Here is a 20,167-nt window from a genome sequence, read left to right on the forward strand (position 1 = left end):
TTTTAATGAAAAAGCCGCTGTAACAAATGTTACAACGGCTTTTTCGATATTCTATTTTTAGTAGTTTATTGTTTTATGATTTTTTTGGTTATCATCTTTCCGTCCACTTTTATTGATAGGAGGTAAACTCCTTTTTTTAGGTGATTTAGGTCAATAGTTTTGCCGTGGGCATTGGATAAAATAAGCGTTCCGGAAGCGTCGTAAAGGTTTATTTCGGAAACTGTTTTCTTGGAAGCAATGTATAGAATATCTTTTACAGGGTTAGGATAAAGCGTTACATCATCGCTTGAAGAAGATAAGTTGGAGGTGGACATAGTACCGCAATCTGTGTTATAGGTTACACCACTATCTTGTTGCCACGTAGAACTTACTTTTTCGCCTTCGGTAATTTTTACACAAGTTAAGTTAGGGTTATTGGTAATATCTAATCCCGAAAAATTAGCATAACTTCCGAATGCAATGTTTAGACTATTGAGGTTATTGCTTGCCAGAGATAAATTAACCAAATCTGGATTTTTACTGGCGTCTAAAGTTTCTATTTTATTATTGCTTAAATCTACACTTACAAGTTTGGGGTTCTTATCAATGCTGATATTGGTAAGGCTGTTCCCGTAGCAAGATAGGCTGGTAAGTTTTGTATTGTTATCTATGTTTAGCGAAGTTAGTTGGTTGTTATAGCCATCTAAGGTAATAAGTTCTGGGTTTTTGCTTAGGTCTATATTACTGATTTGGTTGTCGCCAAAATTTAAAATCTTTAGCTTTGTGTTTTGGCTTACGTCTAAGGAAGTTAGATTGTTATAGTAGCTGTTTAAATCCTCCAATTCTGTATTTTGACTAATATTTATGGAAGAAATATTAGACCCTTCTAAGTAAACTCTCTTTAGAGCTTTGTTCCCGCTGAAGTCTATTTCTGTAAGGCTCCCTGTATTGTAGTATAATTGTATTTCTTCCACATTTTTGAAGGCTTCTAATCCCGTAAGATTGTTGATTTTTTTATCTGATAAATCCAATCTATCAGTTAGGGCTTCTGCCTCTGTTACGCTAATTTCCCCATCGCCATTTGTATCAATTTTGGGGTAATGCTTAATGAGAGCTTGCTTGAATTCCGAATCAGGAATGTTTACATTTTGAGATAGAACTACGATATGCGATAGTACTAATCCACTAAGTAATAATTTTTTCATGTTTGCTTATTTAGATTTTGTAAAAATAAAAATAACAATAAAGAAAATCCAAATTAAATACCTACGAAAGGATATATTATGATAAATATCAGTTTTAATAAGTTCAGTAGTTTGATTGTGAATGATAGATATTGTGAAGAATTCTAACGCATATAAGTTTTTTCTATATAAAATATAAAAGGATAAAAATGGAGAATTGTTCATCTTTTTTAGGTCTGGTGAAAGCATCTTTATTATGATGAAGCAGGTTTTGTAAAGTTATGTTATATTTGTCCCAGTGATTTTAGGGGGACTAATGACCAGATTTTGCTTACTAATTGTGAAATAGATAAAGATGATACAGAAAGACAAAAGAAAGAAACAAGCTGCACTACTTAGGAATTTTAGAAAAATACATAGGATAACAGGAGCTTTACTATTTGTATTTTTCTTTTTTATATCCGTTTCGGGGCTTCTGTTGGGTTGGAAAAAGCATAGTGGTGGGCTTATTCTGTCTAAATCCTACAAAGGTACTTCCACCGAACTCAAAGACTGGCTTCCGTTGGACAGTCTGCACCGTAATGCTTGTAAAATATTGCACGATTCTATTTCGCCAGACTTATCTCTTGAGTTGGATAGGATAGATGTCCGCAAGGATAAGGGTATGGTAAAGTTTGTATTCAGCCATCATTTTTGGGGCGTTCAGCTTGATGGTTCTACGGGAAAGCTATTGCATATTGAACGGAGGCGGTCGGATTATCTTGAAAAAATCCACGATGGTTCTATTATCGACTTTTATTTGGGAACCGATGGCAGTCTGTTTAAACTAATATACACCACCGTCATGGGGATTGCTCTTTTGATATTTACGATTACAGGCTTTTGGCTTTGGTATGGTCCTAAAAGAATGAGAAAGACTGCCAGACAATAGTAATAACATAACTCTCACGCTTATAATAAATCAAGGCTGGTTCTACAACAGAATCAGCCTTGGTTTTATCTAAAAGGAGGCTTCTAATTGGTAAAGAAGAAGCCTCTTTTTAGACAAAAAGAAGCTTCCTTTTGTAATGCCTATGGCTAGGGACTTTCCGAAGATAGGTTAAGTAGGCTAAAAAACCTGCGCAGGTTTCACCAAAAACTACCGCAAGTTTTACCTAAAACCACCGCAGGTTTTATACAAAACTACCGCAGGTTTCAAGAGAAACCTGCGGTAGTTGTTTAAAGGGGGCTTTTAGAGGTCAGATATACTATATATATTATAAGTACTCCTCTCCAAAGACTACTTTAAAACCGCTTTAAATTATAACCGATTAGTTATTATCAACGGTTTGCCGAGCAAAGGTAAGTTTAGGGAGTGCCCCCGTAGCGGCATTGGGAGCGATAGCTTCCAAATAGCAGGGGGCTGTCCCGTGCCGAAGGTAAGCCCAACGCAGTGGTTCGGCGAAGTCAATATCAACTTAAGCCATTATAGCACCAAGACAAAGGCTAAAAGTCCTTGAACTAACAGCATTTGTGGAACCATACAGGATGAATTTTTTAGAAAAAAGAGTATTGTTAAATTATTATATTCAATTCATTATTTCAATAGAGTCTTCATTTTTTGGAAGCTCTACGGATTTGTTCCATTCCTTAACCAGCTGATAAACTTACTGTAGTTGATATTTAATAGTTTTCCGATAGCTCGAAAACCTAACTCTTCCAGATACATTTCTAAAATAAGACATTTTTGTTCTATTGTTTTTACATCCGATTTTTTCTCAACACTAAAAAAAATAGCCACAATTTTTATATTATATCGCTGCCGCTCTCCAGCAAAACCTGTTTTAATCTTATTTGATGATTGACATTTGGTACATTTAATTAGGCTGAATTGTAAGAAAAAATACATTGATATCAAAAAAAGATATATCGAAATTTAAAGAAGTACAATTAGACCTTAATAGTCGGCTGAATTGTTACAATAATGAGAGGGCGTGCACAAGAAAACATTGTTACGGAAAAATACCTACGCAGACCTTTTCGGGCAGCAAATCTATGGTGAAAGAAAAACTTTTGGAATCTCTTGCCGAAAATCAAAAATCCTTACCTTCGGTAGTAAAGATTTTTAAAAATAACTGTCAGTTATTTTAATCCTTAACTGTCAAATCAAGTAGTGGTTATTACATATTTATTGATAGAATCTGCTACTAATACTTTTTTGTCTACTATATTTTTTCATAACAATCAATCTTAAATTCTTGTTTTTACTTTGCGTAGGTGTCATGAGTTTTTAGTTCACAATTTTATTTATTTTTAGTTTAAAGTGTTTACGAATACTTTACATTTCGTATATCAATATTGTACTATTTTTTCAGATAATTCTATCATTAAATCAAAAATACCAGTCTTATTTGATAAAAATTCTGCTTCTTTCTTTAAATACTTTTTTTCAAGAAACTTGATTTTTGCTTCTAATTTTTTAATCTTTGCTACTGCTGATTTTGACATTTTACTAATCGTTTGATTTTCCCGTCAAAGAGACCATATTTTCTGAGCTAATTTACTACTATTGACCTTGCTTGTATCTCATACTTCCTCTAAATGGCTGTTGTACTTTCTTCTCTACTTTCTACTTCAAACACTACTTGGTGCTTAAAATTTAGTGAATAATTGCCTTACATGATTTGTCTTGTTTGCCATATCATCACTTTTTTGTACAACGATATTTTAGGATTAGACATTTTCTATTTCATTACCGATTTTATAAGGGGTAAAAAAACAAAATCATAGAGAATTGCGTATTGGTAGAAATTTATATATTTGTTCCATAAATCAAACGAATTTGGATATGAGAAACAAGATTCTACGAGGCGGTTTAATTTTCTTTGGAATAGTGGGTGTGTTAGCCTCGGTTTATAATATCTGTATTGAAAAAACCTTCTATGATAATAAAATGGGGCTTCTCTCTTCTATTTTTTTATTGGTGTTAGGCATTTACTGTAAACCTTTGTTTCCAAAACCCAAAGCCAAAATAGAGCCCCATCGCACGACCTGATATTTACAAAATTCAGCAAAAAGCATTTGCTTTGGTTAGTCTGAATTGAATTTAAGATTTATTTCGGTTTAGCCTTTCGTCAATATTTAATCATTCCCCCTAATTTTAACAAAAAATGAAAACAGATGCAGAATACATAAAGGAGAATTTCATAGAATTAGCAGAGTTGTCTGATAAAACAGGATTTTCTGAAATTGAAATTTTAGAGCTAATCAATAAGAAGGTTATCCCGAATTACTCTTATTCTATTGAAAAACAAGAAATAATAACTTCGCCTTTATCTGATAGATTAGTCAATACAAAATCCGAAAAATATTTTTCAAAAAGTCATATTAAAAAGTTGAATGACTACAAGAATATCAAAAAGACCCCAGAAGAAATAAAAGAAACATTCAGACAAAATTTCGTTGAAAATTTAATGCAACACAACGAAAATAGGTTGGCGTATGACGATTTATTCAAAAACGGAGAGGAAGAAATGGAGCGTGCGCTAAATGAAATCTTTGAGACAGAATGGAAGCACTACTGCAATGGCGTTTATGGAATATGTACTGTAAATGCTTCTGAAAAAGAGATTGTAGAAAAAGAAATCATCATTAAAAAACTGATAGAATTCAAGCGGAAATACGGAAATCATCTTTTAAACGAAACCCAGAAAGCAGAATTTCTGAAACTTAACGAAGAATTTAATCAAGTAACCTCTTTGTTTGCTCCATATCAAAGAAAGACAAGCAGTAGAGGAAAATATATTGATGAATTACTAAGAGAAAATAACCTAAACGACTTCATAAAAAACTATGATTAACAAGTAGTACTAATTTTGCCTTGCATTCCTAAGTGATAATGCCCCTCTTTTTTTAATTTATGATTATGAAAACGAATATTTTTGGTCGTTGTTGCGGTTTAGGCAATTTTACATTTGTGCCTACCTTAGGTATAACCCCAATGAGATATCAAACATTATTTGTGATGGTATTGGGGCTGTTGTCAAATGAGATTGTGGCGCAAACAAGAGAAATTATAAACCCAAAGGGACGATGGTTTTTTGGGGCAGAGGCGGGGCTGAATTCAAAAATGTCGGTTCCTCCAAGTAAAATGTCGTTTATGCAAGGGGGCTTTTTAGCAGAATATTTTTTTGCGAAAAACTGGTCCGTTAGCGGAAGACTAAAGTATTTTGAAACAGGGGTAATAAATCCAATGAGTGATGGTTCAAAAGGTTTTTTTGAAGGAGCCGTTATTTCAGTTCCTTTGAATCTCGTTTGGAGGTACCGAATCATAGAAAATTTTAGTGGAAACTTAAATTTAGGGTGGGCTATAAATCAAGAAGTGAAGAGCAACTACTACTATTCGCCTGGTGAGGCAACGGATTATGATAAACTTTATGTCTCTTTTAATGCAGGAATAGGTTGCAGTTATTTTATTTCGAAATATATGGCTTTATATATGAATTATGAGGCTATTGTTTTGGGGAATGACAGAGATGAATCGGATTTCCTTGAGATACTCCCTAATTCGCCTAACAATAGTTTGCTCAGTATTGGGATAAAATATAGCTTTAAGAAATAAATGGAAGAATTAAGAATCCCTCAACAAACAATGTTGAGGGATTTTTTTTAAATGAATAAATGAAGGTCTACAAATCAAACTCTTGCCCTAAGTTAGGTAAAATAAGTTCTACATTTTTCTCTTTAAAATGGTTTTGTGCTTGGGCATGGTCTATACTAATAGGAGGGAAGGTATCAAAGTGGCAACCAATAACCTTAGGTGTTTTGATAAGTTCTGAAGCGGCAAAACTTGCTTTTCTAGCACACATAGTATAATGCCCACCTATAGGTAGAATAGCCAAATCTATCGTTCCGTATAGAGGAGTTAGTAGTCCCATATCCGAAATCACACCTGTGTCTCCCGCGAGATAAATATTTTTATCATCAAATCTAAATACATATCCACAAGGCTCGCCACCGTAGCTTCCGTCAGGAAAAGAGCTGGTATGAGAAGCGGTTACCATAGTGATTTTTAAATCCTCTATCTTGGCAGAACCACCTAAGTTAATATCAATATTATGTTGATGATTAAAGTAAGCACAAATTTCGGGCTGACCAATAATAGTAGCGTTAGGGTAGGTGTCTAGCACTTCCTGTACATCGGCAATATGGTCGCCGTGAGCGTGAGTGATGAGTAGATAGTCTATTTTTTCTTTAGTAATATCAAACCCCGATTTTTCTTTTTGATAATTATAGAAAGGGTCCGAAAGAATATTGATACCCTTATAAGAAAATAGAAAACAGTTTTGTCCTAGAAATTTTATTTTCATTGTAGTATTGTTTTTGTGAAATTTATTTTGGTTTAAAAATAATTAAGTCCTACTGCTAAAAGTATAGACATTACCAAAGTAATGATGCCTACTTGTTTTAAAAATGGGTCTAATTCTTTGGGTTCGTTTACTTGCATAATTCTTCGCCTAAGTGCCATCATAGGAAATAGCAAAATCATCACGATGAAAGCATAGTAATTCCCTCGTTCGTGTAGTTGGTTCAACATTAAAAAAGCGAGTACCAAAATGAGAGGCAGTTGCATCAGTATCATTTGATAAACCATAGCTTTTCTAAATCCTAGTTTTAGTGCTAAGGTATGTTTACCAGAGGTTTTATCACTTTCTATATCTCTCATATTATTTAAGTTGAGTACGCTTACACTCATCATTCCGACAGCAGTAGCAGGAAGGAAAATATCCCAATCCAAAGACTTGGTAAACAGAAAATAGCTACCAACTACAGAGACTAATCCAAAAAATATAAATACCATTATATCGCCTAGCCCCATATATCCGTAAGGTTTTTTGCCTACCGTGTAGCCAATAGCTGCGAGGATACACAATACACCTAACCCAATAAAGAACCAAAATTCTTTAATATACTTGGGAAAAAACGCAATATATAGCAGGACTACACTTGCTAAAAAAGCAAGAACAGCCGTAATGAGTACTGCCATTTTCATCTGCTGGGCTGATATTTTTCCAGAGGCTACCGCCCTAGCTTCTGCTTGGGTGGAACGATGAGTATCTGTACCTTTTACGCCGTCTCCGTAATCATTAGCAAAGTTGGATAAGATTTGGTAGAGTAGGGTTACTAAAAGGGCAAGGACCAAAATCCAAATATCCCAAGTACCTCCTGTTTCTTTAAGTTTCCATTTAGCCACAAAAGCTCCCGTAATAATTCCGCTTAGTGATAGTGGAAGCGTACGCAGTCTCGCAGCTTGTATCCAATGCTTCATTTTATTTTTTATTGAAAAAGTGATGTTTTTATGTTAAGAAATCCATTGATTTTCACCGAAGTCAGGTTTTCTTTTTTCTAAAAAGGCATTTCGTCCTTCTTTGGCTTCGTCAGTCATATAGGCGAGTCTTGTTGCTTCTCCAGCAAATACTTGTTGACCTACCATACCGTCGTCCGTAAGATTCATCGCAAACTTTAGCATACGGATAGATGTAGGCGATTTTGCTAATATTTCTTGAGCCCATTCATAAGCGGTATCTTCTAACTCTTCGTGGGGTACTACTTTGTTTACCATTCCCATTTCAAAGGCTTCCTGTGCAGAATAATTCCTACCTAAAAAGAAAATTTCTCTCGCTTTTTTCTGTCCTACCATTTTAGCTAAGTAGGCAGAGCCATAGCCTCCATCAAAACTGGTAACATCAGCATCTGTTTGTTTAAAAATAGCGTGTTCTTTACTAGCTAAAGTTAAATCGCAAACCACATGTAGTGAATGTCCTCCACCAACTGCCCAACCTGGAACTACAGCAATTACTACTTTTGGCATAAATCTAATAAGCCTTTGTACCTCAAGGATATTAAGCCTGTGTCTGCCGTCTTCGCCTACATAGCCTTGATGACCTCTTGCTTTTTGGTCGCCACCGCTACAGAATGCCCAGCCGCCATCTTTAGGGCTAGGACCTTCGCCTGATAATAATACCACCCCAATAGATGGGTCTTCGTAAGCATCATAAAAGGCATCGTAAAGCTCTGATGTTGTTTTTGGACGAAAGGCGTTACGCACTTCGGGTCTGTTAAAAGCAATTCTAGCAACGCCGTTGCATTTTTTGTAGGTAATGTCTTCGTATTCTTTGGCTGTTTTCCAGTTTATCATTTTCTAAAATTTTCGTAAAGATAATTATTTTAATGTTAAGAGCCTGTTTAAAAATTGATATTGTTAAATTATTATGTTCAATTCATTATTTAGTTTCAAGAATAAAAGTTTAAAAAAAATTCCAACATCGTTTTTCATTTAGAGTAACATTACCCTTTTCTTTTATGTAGTCATTTCTAAGATTTTTAACATGTCTTTTGTTTAGATTGATTATAAATAGAATCTCTGTAAATTACATAATATTCAATCTAAAAATATGATTTTTATCATATTTTTAAACTTGATAATCTATTATTAATTTGATTTTAAGAACTTTAATGAAATAAAATTATTCATTTACTTCACAATCAATTTATTGTTTTTTAATAAAAAAATATTCATTTCGTTAGTCTGTAATATTTTCATTATAAGTGATTTAAGAGTTTAAAATTAGGTATTATACACATATGAATTAGATGTATCAAAATATATTTTCAATTGTTTAATTTATTTTTTTTGTAAAAAAAATAATAAAATTAATTTAAATTTAAAAATTACAGTATATGTGTAATTATTATACATTTGTTTGATTTTTTTTATTAAAGAAAAATATTTAACATTGTAAGATAATTCTAAAACATTGTGTTATCTATGAAAAAATCTATTTTAGGGACAGAAAATTTGTTGCCAATAGCTGCAAGTTTTTTATTGTTGCCAAATTTTGTCTTTGCACAAAATGCGGAGCAAGTAAAGAAGATTAGAGAATCTTCTAATCTGAAACAGCTGAATGTACTACAAAAAGGGTTTGGGAAATCTACCCTTAGTGTAAAAGAATTGCAGACTAAAGCTAAAAGTCTTAAAATTCCTTTTGAAGGAGAGAGTAATGGTAGGTATTACCAATTAAGAAGTTTTGATAAAAAAGGAAGACCTCTTTACTATATTACTTACAACGCTGGAGCGGCAGAAGGAACAGGCACTAATAAACTCCATCCAGAAGCGGGGGTATTCAATTTGGAAGGAAGTGGAATGAAGGTTCACGAATGGGATGGTGGAAAAGTAAGAGTTTCTCATAGAGAATTTGGAGGAAGAGCTGTGCAGAAAGACAAAGCAACTACCCTTAGCGAACATGCTACCCATGTAGCTGGAACAATGGTGGCTTCTGGAGTAGATGCATCTGCAAAAGGTATGGCTCCTAAAGCTACACTAGATGCTTATGATTGGAATAGTGATGAAGATGAGATGACTGCCGCTGCTACCAATGGAGCTATCTTATCAAACCATTCTTATGGGTATATAGGAGGTTTTGCTTGGGGGAATTGGTCAGGACAACAAGGATGGCATTGGATGGGTTCTGATGACGATACCGAGTTCAAAGGCTATGGGCAATATTTAGACCCTGATAGAGAATGGGATTTGATTACTCTAAATGCACCTTACTATCTACCAGTAAAAGCTGCGGGAAACCCTAGGGGAGATGGTCCTAAAGCAGGGGAGACACATTATGTTCGTGATGCTTCTGGAAAATGGATAGCTTCGACCAAGAATAGAAAAAAGAATGGAGGTGATGACGGATTTGATTGTGTACTTTATGGTGCAACTGGGAAAAATCTACTGGTAGTAGGTGCTGCACAGAAGATACCTGGAGGCTATAAATCGCCTACAGATGTAAAGATGGCTTCATTTAGTGCCTTTGGACCAACGGACGATGGAAGGATAAAACCGGATATTTCTGGAGTTGGAGTGGGGCTTAGATCCTCTGTAAGTTCTGGAGATACAGACTATGGTACTATGAGTGGAACCTCTATGGCATCTCCTAATGTTACGGGGTCGTTGCTTCTGTTGCAAGAACACTATTCTAAGTTGAATGCAGGAAATATGATGAAAGCTGCAACATTGAAGGCATTAGCAATTGCAACTGCAAACGAAGCTGGTGCTAATCCTGGACCAGACTATGCTTCTGGCTGGGGATTGTTGAACGCATTTGATGCAGCGAAAACCATATCCTTAAATGGAAAGTATTCTTTAATCCAAGAAAATACATTAAATAATGGAGCACAAACTTCATTTGATGTTGTAGCGGCAGGAGGCGCTCCTCTCAAGGTAACAGTAGTATGGGCAGACCCTGCACCTAGCGTATTGAGTGACGAAAATGCGCTAAATGTTAGGAGTACTAAAATGTTGGTGAACGATTTGGATGTGAGAGTAATCAAAGATGGTGTAGAAGTATTACCTTGGAGATTAAATCCTGATAATCCAGCAGCTCCAGCCGTTAAAATGGATAATAATGTGGATAACGTAGAGCAGGTAGTGATAGAAAATCCAGAAGCTGGTGCTACTTATACTATTGTTGTAAAACACAAAGGAGACTTAAAGAAAAACGAGGTAAGTCGTGATAGCGAAGGAAATCTTATAGTTAATCTTGTACCTGCTACTTCTCAAGACTATTCACTAGTGGTTACTGGTGTTAATAATGGGGTAAGAAACAATTTAGCAGTTACTGATGTAAAAGTTGCGGCTACGCCTTTAGAATACAGCACTAGTACGCCTGTAAATTTTGAGATAGAAAACAAAGGTAAAGATGCATATAATGCAGGAGCCAAGTTAAGCGTTAAACTTGTTAATAAAGACAATAGTAATGAAGTGGTAGCAACAGGAGAATTAGATATTCCTGCACTTGCAGCTGCGAGTAAAACAGTCTTAACTCATCATTTTGATTTATCTAAATCATTTGTTAATTATTCTGTTGAAGCAGAGTTGGTTTATGCTGCAGACGAAATAAGTTTAGACAATAAGCTATCAACATCAGCTTATGGTATCGTGGCAGATTTAACACCAGATATGGCTTCGCATAAGTTCGGTTTTGAAGATAATTTTAACAAAAATGGTTGGACTTCTGAAGATAAAGATGCAGACGGAAGAACCTGGAGAAAATATGATGATAAAAGTTTAGCTTACGAAGGTAATTCATTTGCACTTAATTTCCCTGGTGAAAAAACAGATGTAGATGACTGGTTCTTTTCTAACCCTCTGAAACTTAAGAAAGATGTTCTTTATAGAGTTGTATTCCACGCGAGAAAGTTCCAAAATTTTACAGAAGCTATAAGTATATCTTTAGGTAACAATCCTAATAGCTCGTCTATGACGAAAGAGCTTACACCTAGAGTAGAAGCTACGGGTAAGTATAATAGATATTTCTATGAGTTTAAAGTTCCAACAGACCAAGTAGCTTATATAGGATTCCATCATAAGACAGAGGGTACAGACAAGTCTTATGCATTTGCAATGGATAATGTAAAGTTTGAGTACGCAGAAAGCAAACCAAATGTAGACTTCTCGGCTGATAAAGTACAAGCTAACTCTTACGAAACAGTAAGTTTTAAAAATGCTACGATGACGGCATCTACACTTCCTGTAAGTTCTTGGGAATGGACTTTCGCTCCAAATACAGTAACATTTAAAGATGGAACTTCTACCAGTTCTGAAGCCCCTAAGGTATCACTTGCGGAAGGCACTTACAGCGTTACCCTAAAAGCTAGAAATGATAAAGGAGAAGATGTATTAACTAAAAATGATTACATCACAGTTAAGAATACGCCTACAGTAGCAGGTTTCATCTCTAGTGCACAAGAAATATTTGAGGGAGAAGCGGTATTATTTGCTAATACTTCTACTGGTAACCCAGAGCCTAATAAGTTTGAATGGACTATCACGCCGTCTGATGGTGTAGAATTTACAGGTACTACAACGGCATTCACGGATAAAGATTTGAATGTTAAGTTTACTAAGAAAGGTCTATATAAAGTAAGTCTAAAAGCGACTTCGGAGCATAATTCTGATACGGTAGAAAAAACAGACTACATCAATGTTAAAAAGGTATATAATAGTGTAGATGATTTAACTCAAAACTTTGACAAAACTAATAACTTATTAACCTTGAAATGGCTACGTCCTGACCTTAATCCTATCTATAAAGAAGGATTTGAAGATGAAGATGGAAACGCTATGCCTAGTGGTATGACGGTAATAGGTAGCCAGAGTTCTCCTCTTCTAGATTGGAACCTTACAGGGGTATATAAGAAGAGTGGAGAGTATGGTGTAAGATCTTATGCGTGGTTTATGAATCCGTTTGATGCCAATAGTATACTGATAACTCCTAAACTAAGAAAAGGAGCAGAAGTTCTTAACTTTAATGTATGGCACAAATACAATGAGAGATATGATGTCTATGTAGTGGAAGCTCCAGCTTCTGGAAACGCTCCTACAGCGGAGGAAGTGAAGGCTGGGCATAAAGTCTATACCTTTGAAGCTACCGGAACTAATCCTACATTTAAGTTGGAGTCTGTTAATATCAAAAACTATACAAACAAAGATTTCTTTGTAGCGTTCCACCACAGAACTAAGAAAGATGATAATGGCTTTATACTAGCATTAGATGATATAGAAGTAGGATATGATAACTCTGTGGACGGAAAAGTAGGGGTAACTGTAGGTACCCAAACTCTAAGTAAAGAGGCGCTTCCTGATTTTAAAGCCGACTTCTTAAAAGGAGATAAGCTAGTAACTAGAGAGATGCTGTTACCAGAAACTTCACTGAATAGTGGTATAGGCAGCAAAGTTTCTTTCGGAATATCTACTGTACCTCATTTAGTAGGTTACGAAGTGGTTAAAGATGGAACTAAGGTAAGTGATATAAACGATTACAACACCCGTCTATACAATGAAACAATGACCCAAAATGGTACTTATACTTACGATGTATATGCGGTATACTCTGACGGAGTTAAGTCTGATAAGCAAACGGTAGTTGTTGATATTACTATACCTATTACAGAATTAAGGGTATATCCAAACCCATCTAATGGTAATTTTGTAGTAGAAGCAGTTTCTACTGTATCTGCACTGAAAGCTAGTGTTTACGATATGTCTGGAAAACAGATTTTATCCAACGAGTACAAAGGAAACAGATTTGAACTCAATTTAACCCAACAGCCTAAAGGTGTTTATATCCTAAATCTAGTAGATGATAAAGGTGTAAAACATAATGTAAAACTGATGGTTAAATAAAAATTGATACTTTAAATAAGAATTCAATTTTAGAAAGTCGGCTCACAAGGTCGGCTTTCTTTTTGGGGATATATTTGAGGTTTGGGTAAGGAATGGCATATATAAAACTTAGCTAATATTAGTTAGAACACAAAGTCCATTAAGAAAATATTTAATTTAGTAAATAGAAAAAACATTTTGTAGATATAAAAATTAAAATTGATACTAGGGGATTTAATTTTCTAAGTAGGGGAAAATATTTTCTAGATATAAAAATTAAAATTGATACTAGGGGATTTAATTTTCTAAGTAGGGGAAAACATTTTCTAGATGTAAAAATTAAAATTGATACTGGGGGATTTAATTTTCTAAGTAGGGTAAAATATTTTCTAGATATAAAAATTAAAATTGATACTGGGGGATTTAATTTTCCAAGTAGGGGAAAATATTTTCTAGATATAAAAATTAAAATTGATATTGGGGGATTTAATTTTCTAAGTAGGGGAAAACATTTTCTAGATGTAAAAATTAAAATTGATGATGAACTTCTAACTCCCTTTAAAGTAGAGATGTTCTCTTAATAGAATAAAAAATTAGGGTAAATTGTATGATTGTAAATTGAAATAAAACTAACTTTGTATCTATGAATTTTCCAAGTAAGGTTTTAGAAAAGGCAGTAGAAGAAATATCGGGACTTCCAGGGATAGGTAGAAAATCAGCTCTTAGGCTAGCTCTCCATTTGCTTAGACAACCTAGTTCACAAGGGCTAGCTCTAGGTGAGGCTATACAAAATCTAGTTACAGAGATAAAATACTGTAAAGAATGCCATAACTTTTCGGACACAGATATTTGCGAAATTTGTGCAGATGACAGTAGGCACGCTGAACTCCTATGCGTTGTGGAAGATGTGAGAGATGTAATGGCGATAGAAAATACAGGGAAATTCAAAGGGAAATATTTGGTTCTAGGAGGGAAAATATCACCTATGGAAGGCATTGGTCCTCAACAATTAAATATAGAAACCCTAGAAAGCAAACTAGAAATAGGGGAGATAGAGGAGGTTATTTTTGCACTATCTGCCACTATGGAGGGCGATACCACCGTGTATTATTTGTATAAAAAGTTTAAGCATTTTGACATTAAATTCTCCAATATTGCAAGAGGGATTTCCGTAGGAGATGAACTAGAGTACGCCGATGAAGTTTCTTTGGGGAGGTCTATTTTGAACCGAATACCTTATAAAGGTCATTAAGTTTTTATGAAAAAAAAGCTAAGCATCATCATCGTTAATTATAATGTAACCGATTTGTTATCGGCTTGTATTCAGTCCATAGAAAAGTATGCAGCCAAAGTAGATTACGAAATTATAGTTATAGATAACTGCTCCACAGATAACTCTTGGAAAGAACTTAAATGCATCTTTCCAAAGGTCGTTTTTATGGAATTAGAAGAGAATTTAGGTTTCTCCAAAGCAAATAACATTGCCGCCAAAAAAGCTCAAGGCGAATATATTTTATTACTAAATCCAGATACAGAGTTAGAAAGTGATGGGCTAGATAGTTTGTTAGAATTTGCTGATGGTTGTGATAATTTAGGTTGCATCGGTGTTAGAATGCATAATTTGGCGGGGGATTTTCTTCCAGAGAGCAAACGCTCTGTTCCTAATATCATCAATTCTTTTGAAAAATTATTTCTTTTCACCTCTCGGAAAAATAACCGTAAAACCTATTACAGAAACGATATCAACGAAAACGAAATTGCTTGTGTAGAAGTGATTACAGGAGCTTTTCTTTTAATGAAAAGAGAACTATATCTAGATATAGGAGGCTTAGACGAAAGATATTTTATGTACGGCGAAGATATAGATTTGTGCTATACTCTTATCTGTAAAGGCTTTCAAAACTACTATTATGGGGCTTATTCTATACTTCATTACAAAGGGCAAAGCACCGTGAAAGATTTAAAATATTTGTCAAGATTTTATGGAGCAATGTTTTTATTTTTAGAAAAATACTATAAGTCTAAAAATAGATTAAAATACCTATTGCTATTACAAGGTTTAAAACTAAAATATTTTATAGAACGCCTAAAACTAAAAAAAGCGAAAGAAATATAATCTCTTTCGCTTTTCTATAATAAAGACTTAACAAAATCTTAGTTTCCTGTATTGCTTGGTGCTACTGGCGTAGCTGTGTTGTTTAAATCTACTTTTTGGTTTGGTGCTTGTGGAGCATTAGGTAACTCTGTTTTCTTAGGAGCTACAGGAGCCACATTCACTGTAGGTTTTGCAGTTAATACCACACTTAAAACAATTAGTAATACCACCGTAATTCCTAATGTCCAAGTAGCCTTCTCCATAAAATCATTAGTTCTTTGAACGCCGAAAGATGCCGATGACGCTCCCCCGAATGTTCCTGAAAGACCTCCACCTTTAGGGTTTTGTGCCAAAACTACTAATACCAACAACACACACACAATTACTATAAGAACCATAAATAGCGTAAAAACTGTACCCATAACTAAAAAGATAATTTTTTAAGTTCGCAAATATAAGAAGAATAATTTTATATCAAGAATAAAATAACTAAAACTTATGTAAAAAGAGGCAACTCCAAATAGAATTGCCTCTTAATGTTCAAAAAGTTATGGTTTTATTAACTATTTAAAATCTGTTTCTTGAGCTTTATTAAATTCGTAAGATTTTACTTCAAAAGTAATATCCATACCACTCATATTCTGGTTGATTTTGAACGGCATTTTAACTCCTGAAACTTCTTTGTAATCAGAGAAAGTAGAAGGGATAGTCATTTCTTTATCGCCCATTTTTTCTACTTTAGTTTCACCTAATTTCAATCCAGATTTTACGCTGTAGAAATAAGTGGTTTTACCTGATTTAATAGCATAAGCGTCTTCATTATTCACCTTTTCAATACCTTTTAGTTCATAGTTACCATTATTAGCAAACGCTAATTCTTTGAAAACTTCAGTAGATTTTTGCATCTCTTGTTTAGCCTGTTCTGGCATAGGGATTTTGTTTCCTTGAGCCATAATGTAGCCGTCTTTGCCATCAAATACAACTTTCTGCATAGAGTTGCCCATCATTTTCATATCCATCATCATTTTGCCACCTTTTGCTTGTACTAAAGTCATTTCCAAAGGCATTCCCTGAACGGTAGCCGTAGCATTCATCGTAACAGAATTGATTTTACTAACTGCCTCTTTTCCACCTATGGCTTTAATGTAGTTTTGAGCAACGCTTTCTACATTTACATTAGCATCTACTTTTTTAACTTCAGGTTTTTGGCTAGGATTTGCATAGGCATCGTAATATTTTACTGGGTAACCTAATTTTTCTAAACTATCCGCAATATCTGTTGCTTTACCAGCGATGAAAATTCTCGCTTGATTAGGCAAAATATTTTGATTAACTACCTTTTTAATATCAGCAGCTGTTACCTTTTCTATGGATTTTAAATAATTAGTATAGAAATCCGCAGGTAGATCTTGAAGTTTTTGGTTTAAAGCAAATCTGGCAATAGTTTCAGGTTTTTCTAAAGACATAATGAAATTACCTTTCAGTTTTGCCTTAGCGTTTTGTAACTCTTCTGGTTTTACAGTAGAGATGGCATTAAGCTCGTTGATGAATTCCTTTACAGCCTTATCTGTAACCTCATTTCTTACACTTGCTTCTGCACTAAAGTTAGGTGAGTATTTACTTGTAGATAGGTTAGAATATGCCCCGTAAGTAAATGCATTTTTCTCTCTAAGGTTCATAAACAATCTGCCTTCGCCACCGCCGCCAAGTATATAGTTTGCCATAACTCCAGCAAAATATTGTGGGTCTTTCATTTGTAAAGTAGAAATATTACCTACTTTAATGATAGATTGTACAGCGTTTGGAACATCTACCACATTAACCTCGGTAGAGGCTAGATTTTTTGCAGGTGCAGGAGTAGGGATTTTAACATTAGATTTTTTCCAATTTTTAAATTGGCTTTCTATCTGTTTCTTTACTTCATCATATTTTACATCTCCCACAATTACTAGATAAGCATTGTTAGGTGTGTAATATTTTTGATAGAAATCCTGCACATCTTTTAGTTGAATTTTATTGATGCTTTCCGCTGTTTTAAACTCTCCTAAAGCGGTGTTTTTACCATAAATAAGTGCATCAGACACTCGGTTAGCGATAGCTTCTGCACTCTTTTCGTCTGCTTTAAGTCCTTCTAACGCTCTTTCTTTAGACTTTTGAACTTCTTCACTAGAGAACTTTGGGTTGATGATAGCATCTGCCATAAGGCTTACCACCTCTGGATAATATTTAGATAGTGTATTGGCAAATGCTCCAGAAGCACCAAAATTTAATCTAGCTCCTAAGAAGTCTACTTTTTTATTAAATTCTTCTTTGCTAAGGGAAGTGGTTCCGTTACCTAGTTGGCTTGCCATAATGCTAGAAACTCCAGCGATATTGCCCTCATATACAGGAGGGGTATCTATGGTGAGATTAACATTAACTCTAGGTAGTTTATGATTTTCTACCACCATTACGGTAAGTCCGTTTTTAAGGGTGAAAGTTTTAGGCTGTGCCACATTTACCGTAGGAGTAGGTCCTGGTTTTGGCATTGCATTAAGGTCTATATTTTGAGCAGATAACATTCCTGAAACTAGAAACGCCGCTGCAATGTATTTGATATTTTTCATTGTTGATTAGAATTATTTTTTTTGAGGTAAATAATTGATGTTGATTCTTTGATTTGGATTAAGGTATTTAATCGCAGCTTGTTTTAAATCTTCACGGGTGATAGAACGGTAGATGTCTATCTCTTTATTGATAAGATTAGTATCTCCTTTTAAAACATAGCTATCTGCTAGAGAATGAGCAATACCTTCCACAGTAGAATTAGAATTTACGAACTGATTTTCAAACTGGTTTTGCAGTTTCTGATAATCTTCTTCTGAAATTAGTGTGGTTTGTAGTTTTTTGATTTCAGTATCTATATCCTTTTCTAATGTAGCTTTGGTAGTAGCTCCCATAGGTATTGCAAAGAATGCGAAGATGCTATAATCTTCCATACCAATATTAGCCGCTTGTACTTGTAAAGCCTTCTTCTCCTGATCTACTAATTTTTTGTATAGAACAGAAGATTTACCACTGCTTAAATAGCTGCCCAACATTTCCAGAACATAAGCATCTTTTTCTTTATTAGATGGCGTTCTGTAAGTAAATACATAGGCTGGGATTTGGATATTATTATCATAAACCGTTACTTCTTCTTGTTTGGTAATAGGTGCTTCTTTAGGGAAGTTTCTAGTAATTTCTGCACCTCTAGGAATAGTGGCGTAGTATTCGTTAATCCACTTTTTAGTTTGTTCAGGATTGATGTCTCCAGCTACAACTAAAGTAGCATTATTGGGTACATAATACTTCTTAAAGAAACTTTGGAACTCTTCTAATTTTGCTGCATTTAAGTCTTCCATAGAGCCAATGGTAGTCCCTTTGTAAGGGTGATTTTTAAAGGCAGAAGTTAAAATACTATTAAACAGATTTCCGTAAGGTTGATTGTCTATTCTTAGCCTTTTTTCTTCTTTTACCACTTCTCTTTGAGTATCTACACCTACTTGGTTAATTACCGGTTGTCTCATTCTTTCAGCTTCCATCCAAAGTCCGAGTTGGGTATTGTTAGAAGGGAAAGTTTCGTAGTAGTAGGTTCTATCTCCAGTAGTGTTAGCATTGTTATTACCACCGTTAGACGAAACTATTTTAAACCATTCACCTCTTTTGATATTTGGAGTTCCTTCAAATAAAAGGTGTTCAAAAAAGTGAGCAAATCCTGTTCTACCTTCCATTTCGTCTTTAGCACCTACGTGGTACATTACTGCGGTAGTAACTACAGGAGCCGAATTGTCTTGATGGAGAATTACATGAAGTCCGTTAGGGAGGTCGTACTCCTCAAATTTGATTTGTTGTGCATTTAGCAGAGCTCCCGCGAAAGTAGCCACTGCCAAAGAGAAAAACTTTTTTTTCATTACGATATTAAATTTATTTTTTGTTTTTAATTTCTTAAAGCGATTAGTAGAATTTTCTAATGATTTGTTACAAAATTATTTTAATTTCTTCTAAATCTCTTATAATGAAATGTTAAAGTTTCAATCTGTAAAAGATAGTACTTATACAATGGACAAAGTCAGTTTCATTCAAAGAAATCTATTCTTTAAAGCTAACTTGTTTTCTTTTTTTATTGAATTTTTGATTAGTTTATAATTATTATTCATCTGTTACTAGTAGAATATTGTTTGTAACAGCTTATTATCCATTTGTTACAGTTAGGATACGATTTGTAACAGTTCATTATCCATTTGTTACAGTTAGGATACGATTTGTAACAGCCCATTATCCATTTGTAACAGTTAAAATACGATTTGTAACAGCTTATTATCCATTTGTTACTTGTAAAACACTATTTGTAACAAGTTGTTGTCCTTAAAATACCATTTCTATATAGTTTTTTTATATTTATCATTGCATTAAGCAAAAAAGATTTCATAGCTAAAGACCATCATCGGTATTTTTTTTAATCGTTTATAGGTTGTAAATTTGTGGGATTTTTGGAGAGACAATATTAAAAAGCATTTCTATGGTAGATTATTTGAAGGGATTAAATGAAGCTCAGTACAAAGCAGTGACTACAATACAGGGACCACTAATGGTATTGGCAGGAGCTGGTTCTGGTAAAACGCGTGTGCTTACGATGCGTATTGCACATCTAATCACCAATGGAGTAGACCCTTTTAATATACTTGCACT

The 20,167-nt window shown here is 34.4% G+C and carries 15 protein-coding genes; 7 read left to right on the forward strand and 8 right to left on the reverse strand.

The window, feature by feature from the left end; translation table 11 throughout:
- Nucleotides 1-65 precede the first annotated feature (65 nt).
- A complete protein-coding gene (locus D1003_RS00410) occupies nucleotides 66-1,184 on the reverse strand; it encodes a leucine-rich repeat domain-containing protein (protein ID WP_153935279.1) in 1,119 nt (372 codons plus the stop codon).
- Between the two features lie 334 nt (nucleotides 1,185-1,518).
- On the opposite strand from D1003_RS00410, the gene D1003_RS00415 reads away from it, so the two are divergent.
- A complete protein-coding gene (locus D1003_RS00415; protein ID WP_153935280.1) occupies nucleotides 1,519-2,094 on the forward strand; it encodes a PepSY domain-containing protein in 576 nt (191 codons plus the stop codon).
- 1,400 nt (nucleotides 2,095-3,494) lie between these two features.
- Here the strand turns inward: D1003_RS00415 and D1003_RS00420 are convergent.
- On the reverse strand, nucleotides 3,495-3,650 hold the full coding sequence (locus D1003_RS00420; RefSeq protein ID WP_153935281.1) for a hypothetical protein: 156 nt from the start codon (nucleotides 3,648-3,650) through the stop codon (nucleotides 3,495-3,497).
- A 662-nt stretch (nucleotides 3,651-4,312) separates the two neighbouring features.
- Here D1003_RS00420 and D1003_RS00425 point away from each other — a divergent pair.
- A complete protein-coding gene (locus tag D1003_RS00425; protein ID WP_153935282.1) occupies nucleotides 4,313-5,002 on the forward strand; it encodes a DUF6058 family natural product biosynthesis protein in 690 nt (229 codons plus the stop codon).
- Nucleotides 5,003-5,067: 65 nt separating this feature from the next.
- On the forward strand, nucleotides 5,068-5,763 hold the full coding sequence (locus tag D1003_RS00430; RefSeq protein ID WP_153935283.1) for an outer membrane beta-barrel protein: 696 nt from the start codon (nucleotides 5,068-5,070) through the stop codon (nucleotides 5,761-5,763).
- 67 nt (nucleotides 5,764-5,830) lie between these two features.
- Here the strand turns inward: D1003_RS00430 and D1003_RS00435 are convergent, their stop codons facing one another.
- The 3 genes from D1003_RS00435 to D1003_RS00445 are packed head-to-tail and all read right to left on the reverse strand — an operon-like array spanning nucleotide 5,831 to nucleotide 8,340.
- The gene (locus D1003_RS00435; RefSeq protein WP_153935284.1) at nucleotides 5,831-6,511 is read right to left on the reverse strand and encodes a metal-dependent hydrolase; all 681 of its coding nucleotides are present in this window, start codon (nucleotides 6,509-6,511) and stop codon (nucleotides 5,831-5,833) included.
- Nucleotides 6,512-6,543: 32 nt separating this feature from the next.
- Nucleotides 6,544-7,470, reverse strand: a complete 927-nt coding sequence (gene menA / locus D1003_RS00440) for a 1,4-dihydroxy-2-naphthoate octaprenyltransferase (protein WP_153935285.1) — start codon at nucleotides 7,468-7,470, stop codon at nucleotides 6,544-6,546.
- A gap of 33 nt (nucleotides 7,471-7,503) precedes the next feature.
- Nucleotides 7,504-8,340 carry a 1,4-dihydroxy-2-naphthoyl-CoA synthase gene (locus tag D1003_RS00445; protein ID WP_013446760.1) on the reverse strand — a complete coding sequence of 279 codons (837 nt, stop codon included), beginning with the start codon at nucleotides 8,338-8,340 and terminating at the stop codon, nucleotides 7,504-7,506.
- A 630-nt stretch (nucleotides 8,341-8,970) separates the two neighbouring features.
- Between D1003_RS00445 and D1003_RS00450 the strand changes: the two genes are divergently transcribed.
- The 3 genes from D1003_RS00450 to D1003_RS00460 all read left to right on the forward strand — a co-directional run bounded on the left by D1003_RS00450 (nucleotide 8,971) and on the right by D1003_RS00460 (nucleotide 15,478).
- Nucleotides 8,971-13,383, forward strand: a complete 4,413-nt coding sequence (locus tag D1003_RS00450) for a S8 family serine peptidase (protein ID WP_153935286.1) — start codon at nucleotides 8,971-8,973, stop codon at nucleotides 13,381-13,383.
- A gap of 622 nt (nucleotides 13,384-14,005) precedes the next feature.
- Nucleotides 14,006-14,614 carry a recombination mediator RecR gene (recR, locus tag D1003_RS00455; RefSeq protein WP_014938738.1) on the forward strand — a complete coding sequence of 203 codons (609 nt, stop codon included), beginning with the start codon at nucleotides 14,006-14,008 and terminating at the stop codon, nucleotides 14,612-14,614.
- A 6-nt stretch (nucleotides 14,615-14,620) separates the two neighbouring features.
- Nucleotides 14,621-15,478, forward strand: coding sequence for a glycosyltransferase family 2 protein (locus D1003_RS00460; RefSeq protein ID WP_014938737.1), 858 nt, complete (start codon nucleotides 14,621-14,623; stop codon nucleotides 15,476-15,478).
- A 38-nt stretch (nucleotides 15,479-15,516) separates the two neighbouring features.
- Here D1003_RS00460 and secG read toward each other — a convergent pair whose 3' ends face one another.
- From secG to D1003_RS00475, 3 genes are all read right to left on the reverse strand, one after another.
- Nucleotides 15,517-15,879, reverse strand: a complete 363-nt coding sequence (secG, locus tag D1003_RS00465) for a preprotein translocase subunit SecG (RefSeq protein ID WP_013446734.1) — start codon at nucleotides 15,877-15,879, stop codon at nucleotides 15,517-15,519.
- A gap of 141 nt (nucleotides 15,880-16,020) precedes the next feature.
- Complete coding sequence (locus D1003_RS00470) at nucleotides 16,021-18,063, reverse strand: pitrilysin family protein (RefSeq protein ID WP_153935287.1); 2,043 nt, start codon at nucleotides 18,061-18,063, stop codon at nucleotides 16,021-16,023.
- 12 nt (nucleotides 18,064-18,075) lie between these two features.
- Nucleotides 18,076-19,389 carry a pitrilysin family protein gene (locus D1003_RS00475; RefSeq protein ID WP_153935288.1) on the reverse strand — a complete coding sequence of 438 codons (1,314 nt, stop codon included), beginning with the start codon at nucleotides 19,387-19,389 and terminating at the stop codon, nucleotides 18,076-18,078.
- Nucleotides 19,390-19,997: 608 nt separating this feature from the next.
- On the opposite strand from D1003_RS00475, the gene D1003_RS11135 reads away from it, so the two are divergent.
- A partial coding sequence (locus tag D1003_RS11135) for a UvrD-helicase domain-containing protein (RefSeq protein WP_260393287.1) occupies nucleotides 19,998-20,167 on the forward strand: 170 nt, incomplete at its 3' end.

Source organism: Riemerella anatipestifer, assembly GCF_009663465.1.
Classification (GTDB): Bacteria; Bacteroidota; Bacteroidia; order Flavobacteriales; family Weeksellaceae; genus Riemerella; species Riemerella anatipestifer_C.

What these genes read in the sequence shown, in the direction of transcription:
- D1003_RS00410 (WP_153935279.1), bottom strand. Translation starts at nt 1,184, where the DNA reads ATGAAAAAATTATTACTTAGTGGATTAGTACTATCGCATATCGTAGTT.
- D1003_RS00415 (WP_153935280.1), top strand. Translation starts at nt 1,519, where the DNA reads ATGATACAGAAAGACAAAAGAAAGAAACAAGCTGCACTACTTAGGAAT.
- D1003_RS00420 (WP_153935281.1), bottom strand. Translation starts at nt 3,650, where the DNA reads ATGTCAAAATCAGCAGTAGCAAAGATTAAAAAATTAGAAGCAAAAATC.
- D1003_RS00425 (WP_153935282.1), top strand. Translation starts at nt 4,313, where the DNA reads ATGAAAACAGATGCAGAATACATAAAGGAGAATTTCATAGAATTAGCA.
- D1003_RS00430 (WP_153935283.1), top strand. Translation starts at nt 5,068, where the DNA reads ATGAAAACGAATATTTTTGGTCGTTGTTGCGGTTTAGGCAATTTTACA.
- D1003_RS00435 (WP_153935284.1), bottom strand. Translation starts at nt 6,511, where the DNA reads ATGAAAATAAAATTTCTAGGACAAAACTGTTTTCTATTTTCTTATAAG.
- menA (WP_153935285.1), bottom strand. Translation starts at nt 7,470, where the DNA reads ATGAAGCATTGGATACAAGCTGCGAGACTGCGTACGCTTCCACTATCA.
- D1003_RS00445 (WP_013446760.1), bottom strand. Translation starts at nt 8,340, where the DNA reads ATGATAAACTGGAAAACAGCCAAAGAATACGAAGACATTACCTACAAA.
- D1003_RS00450 (WP_153935286.1), top strand. Translation starts at nt 8,971, where the DNA reads ATGAAAAAATCTATTTTAGGGACAGAAAATTTGTTGCCAATAGCTGCA.
- recR (WP_014938738.1), top strand. Translation starts at nt 14,006, where the DNA reads ATGAATTTTCCAAGTAAGGTTTTAGAAAAGGCAGTAGAAGAAATATCG.
- D1003_RS00460 (WP_014938737.1), top strand. Translation starts at nt 14,621, where the DNA reads ATGAAAAAAAAGCTAAGCATCATCATCGTTAATTATAATGTAACCGAT.
- secG (WP_013446734.1), bottom strand. Translation starts at nt 15,879, where the DNA reads ATGGGTACAGTTTTTACGCTATTTATGGTTCTTATAGTAATTGTGTGT.
- D1003_RS00470 (WP_153935287.1), bottom strand. Translation starts at nt 18,063, where the DNA reads ATGAAAAATATCAAATACATTGCAGCGGCGTTTCTAGTTTCAGGAATG.
- D1003_RS00475 (WP_153935288.1), bottom strand. Translation starts at nt 19,389, where the DNA reads ATGAAAAAAAAGTTTTTCTCTTTGGCAGTGGCTACTTTCGCGGGAGCT.